Raw genomic sequence first — 12,754 nt, 5'->3', positions numbered from 1 at the left:
ACGTTCGCGGTGGTGGATGCTGACGGGAATGCCAGTGTGTTGCCGGCGATCAGTGCGGTGACGGTGGTGGGGGTGCCGGAGTCGTCGGTGGCCCCGGTGGTGGTGGCTACCGCGGTGGCGGCCGGAACCACGGGTTCGGCGGTCACGGTGTCGCCGGTGGTGGTGATCACCGATCTGGATTCGGATGAACTCGGCTCGGCGACGGTGACGTTGGGTGGCGCCGCGGCGGGTGACGTCCTGGGCTATGGGGCGTTGCCGACGGATGTGACTGCCGATGTCTCGGGTGGGGTGTTGACGTTTACCGGGTCAGCGACGGTGACGGAGTATCAGCAGCTTCTGCAGTCGGTGACGTTGACCTCTGCCGAGGCCGGGTTGAAGACGGTGACGTTCGTCGTCACCGATGCCGACGGCAACCCGTCCCTGGTGCCGGCGATCAGCACCGTCACGGTCGTCGGACTGCCGCTTGCTGCCGATCCCATCGTGCTGACTTCGGTGATCAACGTCTCCTATACCGCCGGATCATCCGGTGTCGCAGTTGACTCGGGTCTCATCGTCCTCGATGCGGATTCGACGACCATGACGGGTGCGACGGTGACGATCAGCGATCCGGCAGTGGGCGATGTGTTGGCGCATGGCTCGCTGCCCGACGGTGTCACCGCTGACTTCGCCTCCGGTGTATTGACTTTCGATGGCAGCGCCTCGGTCAGTGAGTACCAGCAGCTTCTGCGCTCGGTCACGTTCTCAACGGATGCATCCGCACTGGCCACGATCAAGACCATCTCGTTTGCGATCACCGACGACCAGGAAGGCGTCAGCGCACCCGGCTCGGTCGCGGTCACCGTCCTGTCACTGCCTGTCCTGGCCACACCGGTCGTGGTGACCTCAGTGGTCAATGTCGCCTACACGGCCGGTGATTCAGCCGTCCCGATTGATCCCGGGTTGGTCCTGCTGGATGCAGACTCGCCGAACATGTCGGGTGCCGTGGTGTCGATCGTGGGCGGCGCAGCGGTCGGCGAAAACCTCGATTGGACCCCGCAGGAGGGCATCACCGGAACCTACAACGCGGGTGTCCTCACTTTCGATGGAGTGGCCTCGGTGGCGGCTTACCAACAACTGTTGCGGACGGTGACGTTCTCGACTGCCTCCGGTGCGCTGGCGACGATCAGGTCCATTTCCTTCGTCGTCACCGACGACCAGGACAATGTCAGTGGAACAGGTCTCGTGGCCGTCACGATCGTGACGTCTCCGCTGGAGATCGCGCCATTGGTCACGACTTCTGTCGCCAACGTTTCATACACCGCCGGTGACAGCGCGATCGTCGTCGATCCGGCGGTCAGCGTGCTCGATCTCGATTCGACCTCACTGCAAGGAGCGACGGTCGCGATCACGGGCGGATTCCTCGCCGGAGACGTGCTGTCATTCACGGCGCCGACGGGAATCACCGGCAGCTACGACAGCGCCGAGGGCATACTGACACTCGAGGGGACCGCGAGCATCGCATTGTATGAACAGGCGCTGCGGTCGGTGACGTTGTCGACGGGCTCGGAGGCGCTAGCGTCGCTGAAGACATTGTCGTTCAACGTGACTGACGCCGAGGGCACACCGAGTCTATTGCCGGCGAACGTAGTCGTCACGGTCTTGGCGGCACCCGTCAATTTGGCGCCTTTAGTGGTGGCCACCCCCGTGGGCCCGATTTATACCGCGGGAAACACTGCGGTAACAGTGGATTCGCTGCTTGGCTTGATTGATCTGGATTCGGCGAACTTGACGGGTGCCACGGTGACGATCAACGGGGGTCTCACCACCGGGGACGTCCTGGCCTTTACCGCTCCTGACGGCAGCTTGATCACAGGCGATTACGACAGCGTGACAGGCACGCTGACGTTGTCGGGAACCGGGACCATACAGCAGTATCAGGAGGCCCTGCGATCGGTCACCTACGCATCTAGTGGGACCTTGTTGGCGTCGGTCAAGGCCATTGCTTTCGCGGTCACCGATGCCGAAGGGGCAACGAGTGTGCCGGGACTAACCACGCTGACGGTCGTTGCTAACACGCCGCCGTTACTCACCACAGCGTTGCTCGGCACCTACATCAATGGGACCTCGCCGCAACTCTTGAGCCCAGGTCTCGCCACGCTCATCGTCGACGAGTCATCGTTCTTGCAGGGAGCGGTCGTCACGATCGAAAACCCCGAAAACGACACGTTGTCCTTCACTCCGACCGGGGCGATCGACGGAACCTATAGCGGGGGCGTGCTGGCGTTGTCCGGCCTGGGCACCGTCGACGAGTACGAAACCGTCCTTCGGTCGGTCAGGTTCTCATCGAGCGGACTCTTCCAAACGGGTGTGCGTTCGATAACGTTTGTCACACAAGACCAACAAGGCCTCGATAGCAATACGACACTACTTCTGTTGACTGTGATCTAACTGACGGCACAGGTCAGATCGCGGGCCCGAGGAGGTCGTCGGCATCCTTGATGACATATCCGTAGCCCTGTTCGGCGAGGAAGCGCTGCCGGTGCGCGGCGTACTCCGCATCCAGGCTGTCGCGTGAGACCACCGAGTAGAACACCGCGCCGCCGCCGTCGGCCTTCGGGCGCAGCAGCCGGCCCAGGCGCTGAGCTTCTTCTTGGCGAGACCCGAAGGTTCCGGAGACCTGAACGGCGACACTGGCTTCCGGCAGGTCGATGGAGAAGTTGGCGACTTTCGACACGACGAGGGTGCGGATCTCGCCACGGCGGAAACCGTCGAAGAGAGCCTCACGCTCGGCGGTCTTCGTTGACCCCTGGATCACCGGAGCATCGAGTTCGACCCCGAGTTCATCGAGTTGGTCGAGGTAGGCGCCGATGACCAACGTCGGCTCGGCCGGGTGCCGTTCCAGGATCGACTTGACCACCGCGATCTTGGTGTGCGCCGTCGCGCACAGTTTGTAGCGTTCCTCGGGTTCGGCGGTCGCATAGAGCATCCGCTCGTTGTCGGTCATCGTGACGCGCACCTCGATGCACTCGGCGGGCGCAATCCAGCCCTGGGCCTCGATGTCCTTCCACGGCGCGTCGTAGCGCTTCGGCCCGATGAGCGAGAACACGTCGCCTTCGCGGCCGTCCTCGCGAATCAGCGTGGCGGTCAGCCCCAGACGCCTGCGTGACTGCAGGTCGGCAGTCATCCGGAACACCGGTGCGGGCAGCAGGTGCACCTCGTCGTAGATGATCAGGCCCCAGTCGCGGCTGTCGAACAGCTCCAGGTGCTTGTACTCGCCTTTGGTGCGGCGGGTGATCACCTGGTACGTCGCGATGGTGACCGGCCGGATCTCCTTGCGTTCGCCGGAGTACTCGCCGATCTCTTCCTCGGTCAGCGAGGTCCGGGCGATCAACTCGCGCTTCCACTGCCGGCCGGCCACGGTGTTGGTGACCAGGATCAACGTCGTTGCTCCGGCCTTGGCCATGGCGGCAGCTCCGACCAGCGTCTTTCCCGCCCCGCACGGCAGCACCACGACACCGGAGCCGCCGGCCCAGAACGAGTCGGCCGCCATCTCCTGGTAGTCCCGCAGATGCCAGCCGTCCTGCGCCAGGCTGATCGGGTGCGCCTCACCGTCGACGTAGCCGGCGAGGTCCTCGGCCGGCCAGCCGATCTTCAACAGCAGCTGCTTGATGTGTCCACGCTCGCTGGGATGCACGATGACGGTGTCGTCGTCGATCCGTGCCCCCAGCATCGGGGCGATCTTCTTGTGACGCATGACCTCTTCGAGGACCGCGCGGTCCAAGCTGACCAGGATCAGGCCGTGCACCGGACTCTTGACCAGCTGCAACCGGCCGTAGCGGGCCATCGTGTCGACGATGTCGACCAGCAGCGGCTGGGGCACCGCGTAGCGGGAGAAGCTGACCAGAGCGTCGACCACCTGCTCGGCGTCGTGTCCGGCCGCGCGGGCATTCCACAACGCCAGCGGTGTGATCCGGTAGGTGTGGATGTGTTCGGGCGCGCGTTCCAGCTCGGCGAAGGGGGCGATCGCAGCCCGGGCGTCTCCGGCGAGCTCATGGTCGACCTCGAGCAGCACCGTCTTGTCGGACTGCACGATGAGGGGTCCGTCAGACACACGCCACCTCGTGATTGCTCCGGTGAAAAGTCACGTTTTCCCATTATCCAGGTCGTTTGGTGGAGTCGACGAACGGTGACTCCGGCCATAGGCCGGTCCCGTCACGTCCGAACTCGACGGCAAGTGCGCCTGCCGGTCTGGACAGACGGCGGCTCGCAGTACTGGCAAACGAAGAGCGCCGGGCTGTCGACGTTCGCCGACGGTCCGAGACATTGGCTGATGTCGTTTTCCGCTCGGCAGATCGGACAGACGAGGACCAGGCAGCCGTCAGAAATTTTCGTGATCGACAATTTGATCAGCGGCGTATATGGCCATGTCAAACGAATTGGTGGGCCTCAATATACTTGAACAATCAATGAGTGTTTCGATAATTGTGATACACGTCATGATTTTGCTCTAATGTCCATCCTGGGCAAGAGCTGGCAACGTGAGCGGCTGCTCAGCTATTTGACTTCAGCAATATTGAGTCGGGGAGTGCGATGACGCGGCGAATACTCGCGCACGGAATCAAACGGCATCGTCCTGCCCGGCGCCATCTCTAAACAGGGGGCCACCGCACCGCGAGGGGGGACCGAGCGACTAACGGAGACCGACAGATGACTGCAGTTCAGGCCCGCCACAGGTTTGCGCGCAAGGATGCTCTTGATCGCGCGCAGGGGTTTTGGGCGGCGAAAGACCTTCTCGACGGTGGCCGGTCAGTCGGATCGCCGAAACACGCACAAAAGGGTTCGTCGAGCTATGCCGCAAATATTGGGCGGGTGGGCGCGCTGGCGGTCTCGCTTGGCATCGGGTTTGCCGTCGCAAACTCCGCGACCGGTGTAGCTCTTGCTGACAGTGCTTCGGACTCGTCGGCGTCGGACTCGGGATCCGGAACCCCTTCACAATCAACAGCAGCTTCCACATCCCCCTCCGACGGCGGCGGGCAGGACTCCGACTCCGGGGACTCTGCGGATCAGGACAACGCCGACGCCGACAACGCTGACGCCGACGCCGCCGACGCCGCCGCTGCCGCTGACGCCGACAACGCTGCCGCTGACGCCGAAGCCGCCGCTGAAGCCGCCGAGGCCGAGGCCGAGGAGGCCGACGAGGACGCGGACTCGGGCGAGTCGACAGCCCCCGATGACGATCTTGACGCGGGTGATGACGAGGCCAAAGATCAGGGAGGGGCCGGCTCGGATTCAGAAGAAGCCGGCTCGCAAGCCATTGATGCGAAGCGTGTGTCCACCGTCGAGGAGTCTTCGGCTGAGGGTGGCACCGGTCAGGCCACCGATGATGCCGGTCAATCCTACGAACTGGACGGCGACCAGCAGGCCGACGTCGCACGGTCGCTCGAGGAAGAGGGCAGCTCGGTAGACCCGGCCTACGACGTAGTCGGCTTCTCCAACGTGGCTCTGGCGGACGGAGGCGCGAACGCCTCGAGCGAGGTCTCCTCGTTGACCCCACCGGAGCATGAGGTCGGTGAAGTAGAGCTCTTCACGGCAATGGTGTCCACTGTCCTCTCACCCCTGCTAGCTCCTGAACTGCCTGTCCCGCCGTCGATCACCGATGCGCTTCTGGCTTGGTTCCGCCGGGTGGTCACTCACACGTTCTTCAACAAGACACCGGTCGTCCGGTCGGTCACCACCGAACAGATCATCACCGGCCAGGTCATCATCGACATCGATGCCTACGATCCCAACGGTGACCCGCTGACCTACGACATCGTCCAGCCCGTGGACGGCTTCGTCTTCAGGGACGTCATTACCGGCAAGTTCATCTACACACCGCTCACGCCCGTTGTGGGAGCGGCGGCTCCCGTCGAATTCGAGGTCATCGTCAGAGATGACTCCGAGAACCTCACCGGTGGCCTCGGTGCGATCCAGAAGGTGCTGCACGCCATCGCCCGCGTGTTCGGGCTGGCTGAAGCTGAAAACTTCACCCAGGCAGTGAGTTTCAACGCCGAACCAATACTGCAGTTGCCGCCGTCGCTGCTGGCGGTGGGCGGGTTGCCGTATATCCTGGGCAATGACCCGGTCAAGCTGCTTTCGATCGCCGAGATCGTTGATCTGGATTCGTCGTCGTTGACGAGCGCGGTGGTGACGATCGGCTTGGGTCGCCAGGACGGGGACACGTTGGGTTACGCTCCGCCGCTGGGCAGCACGATCGAGGCGACGTGGGTCAACGATTGGACCCTGGAACTGACCGGACTGGCGTCACTGGCGCAGTATGAGGCCGCATTGAAGGCGATCACGTTCAGCACCACCGATCTTGGTCTGCTCGGCCGCACCGTGGAGATCACCCTCACAGACGAGCACGACGTGAACAGCCTCCTACCGGCGGTCGTCGTCGCCGCCGTGCTGCCCGCGGTCCACCTGCCGCCGTCGCTGGTGGCCTTGGGCGGCTTGCCGTACATCCTGGGCAGTGATCCGGTCAAACTGCTTTCCGTCGCCGAGATCGTTGATCTGGATTCGTCGTCGTTGACGAGCGCGGTGGTGACGATCGGCTTGGGTCGCCAGGACGGGGACACGTTGGGTTACGCTCCGCCGCTGGGCAGCACGATCGAGGCGACGTGGGTCAACGATTGGACCCTGGAACTGACCGGACTGGCGTCACTGGCGCAGTATGAGGCCGCATTGAAGGCGATCACGTTCAGCACCACCGATCTTGGTCTGCTCGGCCGCACGGTGGAGATCAACCTGACCGACGACAAGGACAAGGAGAGCCTGCTCCCCGCGTTCGTCGCCGTTGGTGTGCTGCCTGGGATAGTCATCGAGTTGCCGCTCCTCGTGACACCGATCGGCGTACCGATTCACATCGTGGGTAAGGCTCCGGTGAAGTTGGTATCGTCGGTGAGCATCGCCAATGCCGACGACGGGCAACTCACCGGCGCGACAGTGAGGATCGAGACGCTGGGTCGACTGAGCGGAGACACCCTGGGTTACGTTGCGCCAGAGGGAAATCCGATCACCGTGGTGCAGACCAACGCGTGGACGCTGACATTGTCGGGGGTGGCGACGGTCGCGCAGTACGAAGAGGCGCTCAAGGCCATCACCTTCAGCGCGAGCCAGGTGGGCCTCACCCGGACGGTCACCATCACCGTCACCGAGGCCGACGGGGACACCAATCCGATCCCGGGTACGGTTTTCGCCAATACGATTGCGCCGCTGCCCCCGACGGTCGTGGTGCTCTCGCTCCCGCCGATCCACACCATCGGCAAGGCCGGAGTCCGTGTGGCACCAGTGGTGGAGATCGGGGACCTGGACTCGACGACGTTGACGGGTGCCACGGTCAAGGTCGGGTTGGGTCGCCAGGCCGGTGACACGTTGGGCTACGCCGCGCCGGCCGGAAGCCCCATCATTGCGTCCTGGAACGGCACGGACACGCTGACGTTGTCGGGAACCGGCACGATTGCGCAGTACGAGGCGGCGCTGGAGGCGGTGACCTTCTCGGCGACCGGCGGCGCTCTGCTACCTCGGACGCTGACTATGAACGTCATCGACGACTCCGGCGTCAGTGCTCTCGTCCCGGCGATCGTCGTCGCGGGCGTCAAGAATCCGGACCGGCCGACTGTGGTGGTTCTGGGACTAGCCGGCCTGTCATTCCCCAACGTCGGGGATACGGTCAAGCCGATCACGCTGGCCACAATCGTCGATTTCGACTCCACTGTGCTGACCGGTGCAACCGTGACGATCACGGGCAACCGCAAGAGCGGTGACACCTTGGCATACGTCCCGATCGCAGGGAACCCGGTCGCGGTGAGCTCCTGGAACAGCAGCACAGGAGAGTTGACGCTGTCGGGGACGGCCACCATTTCTCAGTACAAGCAGGCGCTGGAGGCGGTGACGTTCAGGGCAACGCAGTTCGGCGGCGGAATTCTGGCTCTGTTCGTCACTCGGACTCTGCAGATCAACGTCACCGACGACTCCAACTTGAGTGCACTGATCCCAGGCTTCGTGACGGTGGAGGTGTACCGGTAAGCCAGGGTCTATCCGGATTCTGCGGACACCACCGAAGTCACGCGATGAATCGCGAACTCACGGACCCTCCCCGAAGCCGGGTCGTAGGCGGTGAGCTGGCCGCCTCGGACGTTGATCGGCGCCACCACCCGCTGCGTCGCCACGCCTGCGGGGTCGACGTAGCCGATCACCACCGACTCCTGATGGTGGGCGGCGGACTGCAGCTCCGAGATCGCGACCGCGGGGTCCAGTCGCATCCCCGACGGAGTGGACGCGGCCTTGCGCAGCACCGCCACGATCGCGCCGAGCGTCTGGTCCGTCGGCGTCGCACTGTGCCGGTACCCACGGCGACGGCCCGGCGCCGGAACCCGCGAACCACGGCTGCGTAGGTCCACGATCGCGCCCGTCGAGTCCTCGGCGGCCGGGGCGAAACCGGCGCCTCGCAGAGCGGCCAACACTTCGGCGATCGGTGCCTGCGACACCGCCACCGTCGGCGCGAGCGTGCGCAACTCCACCGATTCGGTCGCCGGCGCCGCGACCGCCTGTGCGAGCAGGGCGGCGTCCTCGCAGCGCACGAAGGAGGAAGCCATGCCCACCCGGAGCTGACCGTGGCGCCGCGCGACGTCGTCGATCATGTACGTCAGGGTTTGCGGCACCGGGGTTCTGGAATGTCTCGAGAACAGCGCGTGCAGCTCGCCTGCCGTTTTCCCGGTGTCCAGGGCTCGTCGGACGGAGCCTTCGGTGATGCGGTACACCATGGCCGCCCCTGCGGACTCCACGGTTGCCACCGCCGCCAGTTGCTCGGCCAGTGAGCGCTCCAGCGGACCCGGCACGATGACCGTCAGGTCGGCCTGCAGCAGAAAGTGGTCGATGGGCGCGGGCAGCACCTTGGACATGGCGGCGATCACGGCGTCGTCGGACTCTCCGGCGAGCATGCGGCGCATCGGTGTGGACAGGGCGCCGCGGCCGACGGCGCCGACAGCGTGCGCTTCGGCGAGGAGCGCGGCCACCGGTTCGGGTTGAAGCCGCACCGACCATCTGGGCCGACGCCACACCATGGCCCGCGAAGCGCTGTCATCGTCGACCCCCGACCCTGGCGGCAGGTCGTCGAGGGTGTCGAGGAGCAGCCTGCGATCCAGCGGAGCGGCTGTGGAGAACAGTGAATCCGACAGCGCAGCATACGGTTTGCCGTCAGGTCCACGGCTGCCGATCAGGCTGGGCCGGCCCGGCAGGTCCAGCCATGCCGAGACGATCAGGTGCCATTTGACCGCTGTCGGTGACTCGACGAACCGGTCGGCGGCGACGGTGGGCGCCCAGTAGGGCCCCACACCGTCGGGCGGGTCGGGCTCGGGCATTCCAGGCGCGAGCAGTCCGGCAGCCGCGGCCACCTCCAGCACCAGCCCCAGCCGACGGTCCTCGATGCCGGTGAGCTTGGTCAGGCGCTTGACGTCGCGTACGCCGAGGCCGCCGCTGCGAAGTTCGGGAATCGGGGCGGCGCTCAGTGTCTCGATGAGGATCTCGACCTCGCGCAGCAGGTCGAGCGCGGCTCCGGCGGCTACCGCGTCGACGTCGCGGGCGCCGGTTGATGACACCGTGGGATCAGGCCTGGTCAGGCTGACGGGCCCCGGCACTTCGCCGCGGAGCACCTGGCCGACCAGCCTGGGAAGGATCACCGTGTCGTTGTCCACCCGGCGCAGCAATCCGGCGGTGAGCAGGCGCTGCACCGGACGGTCGGGTGGCGTGCCCGGCATCGCGTCGCGGGTCCGGCCGACGGGAGACCCTTCCAGCAGCTTGTTGAGCAACTCCCGCGCAGCATCGTCGACGGTTTCGAGCGCCTCGCTGATCTCGGCGGCCGACAGCGCAGTGCTCTCCGCGGTGGTCTGTCCGGGGTACCAGGGCAGGCCGGACACGGCTTCGGCGACCACCCTCAGCGCGTCGTCGCCCCAGGCCAACGCCCGATCCCGCAGACCTTCGATGGCGGTGCCGAGCGCGACGCCATCGGCCAGTTCGCCCAGTGATGCCGTGAGGTCGGTCATGGTGACGGCGGTCGTGTCGGCATGCAAGGTGAGCAGGGCGTCGAGCACTGCGAGGTGGAGAAAGTCGAGGTCGTCGGTGGCGGCCTTGACCGACTGACGTGCCGCCGCGCGGGCGGCGAGGGCGGCCATGGTGCCCGGCGGGGGCTGGGTGAGATCGGGGCGCAACCGCAGCAGCCGGATCAGCCGCTCGTCATCAAGCTCGGCCAGCCAGGCGCCCAGTGGCACGCCCGGGCTCTTCGCGCTCATTGGTGTCCTCTGGTCTTCGCGCACGCGCTCACTCGCGGCCTTCTACTCTTCGCGCAAGCGCTCATCGTGACCAGCGTAAAGCAGCGTCCCGGCCTCGCCAGCCGGCGAGCGGCCTGCCACAATGTGGGGGTGGCTGATCAGAAACGGCAGAAGACCAGATACGTCGACCCGGGCTGGCCGACGACCGACGTCGATGATCACGCGGTCAGTGAACTGGCCGCCGACCGGACCGGGGCGTTGTCGCCGTTCGGTGACATCACGTTCCCGCTGCCGGCCGACGAGCTTCCCTTCGTCCAATCCTCGACGGTGATCAACAAGTAACGGCGGGCTGATCGGTGGGCTCCGGTCGTTGGGATGACCATTCGGATCTCTCGCATCTCGACGAGTCGGGCGCGGCCCACATGGTCGACGTCACGGCCAAAGACGTCACCAAACGCATCGCAGTTGCCGCGGGAACTGTTCGCACCCGACCCGATGTCGTCGCGATGATCAGCGCCAACGGGCTCCCCAAGGGTGACGCCCTGGCCACCGCTCGGGTGGCCGGAATCCTCGCCGCGAAGCGCACCAGCGATCTCATCCCACTGTGTCACCCCTTGGCGATCACCGGTGTCGACGTCGAGTTCACCGTGGGAGGCGCCGAGGCGCCGGGGTCGGTCGGCATCACCGCGACGGTCCGCACCACCGACCGCACCGGCGTCGAGATGGAGGCGTTGACGGCAGTCAGCGTCGCCGCCCTGACGATTTACGACATGATCAAGGCGGTGGACCGGTCCGCGCGCATCGACGACGTCCGGGTAATCCGCAAAGAAGGTGGTAAGACCGGACCATGGGGCAGGTGAGACCCGAATGACGCGCTCTGGCGCGGTGGTCATCGCCTCCACCCGGGCGTCGGCCGGCGTCTACGAGGATCGGTGCGGCCCTGTCATCGCGGGCTGGCTCAACGAACGCGGTATCGCGACGTCGCCACCTGTGGTCGTGGCCGACGGCGGTCCCCTGGAATCGGCGTTGCGATCGGCGTTGCGCGACAACCACGACGTGATCGTCACCTCCGGCGGTACCGGCATATCGCCGACGGACGCCACGCCCGAGGTAACCGCGGCGCTGGTGGACTACCAGATCCCGGGCCTGGCCGACGCCATCAGGCGCGCGGGACTTCCGCACGTACCGACCTCGGTGCTGTCCCGGGGGGTGTGCGGCGTCGCCGGTCGGACGTTGATCGTGAACCTTCCCGGATCGACCGGGGGTGTGCGGGACGGACTCGGGGTTCTCGCGGACATCCTCGAGCACGCGCTCGACCAACTCCGCGGCAAGGACCACACCAGATGACCGTCGTCGTGCGCGCGGCGCTGACCGAGCAACCCATCGATTCGGCCGAGCACGAAGCTCTGGTTTCGCACCACGCCGCGGGTGCGGTGGTGGTTTTCGCCGGTGTGGTGCGTGATCACGATGGCGGTCGCGCGGTGAAACGCCTGGATTACTCATCGCATCCGACCGCCGAACAGACGCTGACGGACGTCGTCGCCGAGATCGCGGCCGACTGCTCGGGCGTGCGTGCCATCGCCGTCAGCCATCGGGTCGGCATCCTGCACATCGGCGATGCCGCGTTGGTGGCCGCGGTGGCAGCCGACCACCGGCGCGCCGCGTTCGAGACGTGTGCGCGCCTGGTGGACAGCGTGAAAGAGCGGCTACCGGTGTGGAAGCACCAGTACTTCGCCGACGGCACCGACGAGTGGGTGAACTCCGCTTAGCGGGTCAGGCGGGCGGCAGAACCGGAGCCGGCGCGGGGACCGGCGGCATCGGAGCGGCCGGGTCGGTACCCACAGGGAGCGGTGTGTTCGGCGGCGGACCACCCGGGGTGTCCGGAGTTGTCAGCGGGCGCTGCGTCAGCGCCAGCAGCGCGTCGCTGCCGGTGATGTCCTGGGTCTGGATCGCGTGCCAGATCTCCTTGAGGTACGTCACGTTCGGGCTCTCGCTGGGGACCAGAGCGGGGTTGACCGTGGTACCGGGAGGAAGATTGTCCGGGCTCACCAGATGCGGGGTGGCATCAGGCAGGGCCAGGTCACCGGTGACCGCCTGATTGGCGATGTCGTAGGCCGGGGCGGGCACGTCGACGCCTGCCAGCGGCGCAAGCGGATCCACCGGAGCGGGTGCGGGCGGCGCGGCGACCGCCGGCGCAGCGGGAGCCGGCGCCGGTGGCAGCGCGGGGTCGACAGGCGCGGGCTGCAGCGGCACGTCGGCGTGCAGTGACCACATCTGGGGTTGATCGGCGGGAACCGGACCGTGCGCGCCGTCCCAATCCACGACTGTGGCGACGGCGTCGTCGACCGGCGCCGNCGCNNCAGTCGGGCCGTCCATCGGCGCGGGGGCCGGCGGGCGCGGGGCGTCCATCGGCGCGGGGGCCGGCGGGAGCGGGGCGTCCATCGGCGCGGGGGCCGGCGGCAGTGGGG

Annotated in this window: 9 protein-coding genes and 1 pseudogene; 6 read left to right on the top strand and 4 right to left on the bottom strand. The window is 66.2% G+C overall.

The annotated features are described in order from the left end of the window. Positions 1 to 326: 326 nt before the first annotated feature. Positions 327 to 500, bottom strand: coding sequence for a hypothetical protein (locus tag BEMPMBAN_RS29450; RefSeq protein WP_159235010.1), 174 nt, complete (start codon positions 498 to 500; stop codon positions 327 to 329). 91 nt (positions 501 to 591) lie between these two features. Between BEMPMBAN_RS29450 and BEMPMBAN_RS29445 the strand changes: the two genes are divergently transcribed. Beyond that, positions 592 to 2,427 (top strand): autotransporter outer membrane beta-barrel domain-containing protein, encoded by a 1,836-nt coding sequence (locus BEMPMBAN_RS29445; protein ID WP_159235009.1) that lies wholly within the window; start codon positions 592 to 594, stop codon positions 2,425 to 2,427. Between the two features lie 13 nt (positions 2,428 to 2,440). On the opposite strand, the gene BEMPMBAN_RS29440 is transcribed toward BEMPMBAN_RS29445, so the two are convergent. After that, positions 2,441 to 4,090, bottom strand: coding sequence for a DNA repair helicase XPB (locus tag BEMPMBAN_RS29440; protein WP_159235008.1), 1,650 nt, complete (start codon positions 4,088 to 4,090; stop codon positions 2,441 to 2,443). A gap of 596 nt (positions 4,091 to 4,686) precedes the next feature. On the opposite strand from BEMPMBAN_RS29440, the gene BEMPMBAN_RS29435 reads away from it, so the two are divergent. After that, positions 4,687 to 8,046 (top strand): hypothetical protein, encoded by a 3,360-nt coding sequence (locus tag BEMPMBAN_RS29435; RefSeq protein ID WP_234897768.1) that lies wholly within the window; start codon positions 4,687 to 4,689, stop codon positions 8,044 to 8,046. Between the two features lie 8 nt (positions 8,047 to 8,054). Here the strand turns inward: BEMPMBAN_RS29435 and BEMPMBAN_RS29430 are convergent, their stop codons facing one another. After that, positions 8,055 to 10,307 (bottom strand): helicase-associated domain-containing protein, encoded by a 2,253-nt coding sequence (locus tag BEMPMBAN_RS29430; RefSeq protein WP_159235007.1) that lies wholly within the window; start codon positions 10,305 to 10,307, stop codon positions 8,055 to 8,057. Between the two features lie 129 nt (positions 10,308 to 10,436). Between BEMPMBAN_RS29430 and BEMPMBAN_RS29425 the strand changes: the two genes are divergently transcribed. From BEMPMBAN_RS29425 to BEMPMBAN_RS29410, 4 genes are read left to right on the top strand one after another with little or no spacing between them, the layout of a single operon-like run. Beyond that, entirely contained in the window at positions 10,437 to 10,628 is a 192-nt protein-coding gene (locus BEMPMBAN_RS29425) for a hypothetical protein (RefSeq protein WP_200846166.1), read from the top strand. 14 nt (positions 10,629 to 10,642) lie between these two features. Next, positions 10,643 to 11,146: a cyclic pyranopterin monophosphate synthase MoaC gene (moaC, locus tag BEMPMBAN_RS29420; RefSeq protein ID WP_272952262.1), complete on the top strand. Its 504-nt coding sequence runs from the start codon at positions 10,643 to 10,645 to the stop codon at positions 11,144 to 11,146. Positions 11,147 to 11,153: 7 nt separating this feature from the next. Next, entirely contained in the window at positions 11,154 to 11,633 is a 480-nt protein-coding gene (locus BEMPMBAN_RS29415) for a MogA/MoaB family molybdenum cofactor biosynthesis protein (RefSeq protein ID WP_159235006.1), read from the top strand. Next, the gene (locus BEMPMBAN_RS29410) at positions 11,630 to 12,055 is read left to right on the top strand and encodes a molybdenum cofactor biosynthesis protein MoaE (protein WP_159235005.1); all 426 of its coding nucleotides are present in this window, start codon (positions 11,630 to 11,632) and stop codon (positions 12,053 to 12,055) included. The genes BEMPMBAN_RS29415 and BEMPMBAN_RS29410 overlap by 4 nt, the downstream gene beginning before the upstream one ends. A gap of 4 nt (positions 12,056 to 12,059) precedes the next feature. Here the strand turns inward: BEMPMBAN_RS29410 and BEMPMBAN_RS33270 are convergent. Then, positions 12,060 to 12,754, bottom strand: a pseudogene (locus BEMPMBAN_RS33270) (transglycosylase family protein); the annotation flags it as partial.

Origin of the sequence: Mycolicibacterium austroafricanum (genome assembly GCF_902705885.1) — a bacterium.
Taxonomy (GTDB): Bacteria; Actinomycetota; Actinomycetes; order Mycobacteriales; family Mycobacteriaceae; genus Mycobacterium; species Mycobacterium vanbaalenii_A.
Note: the sequence above shows the minus strand (reverse complement) of the source record. Positions and strands in the feature narration are given on the sequence as shown.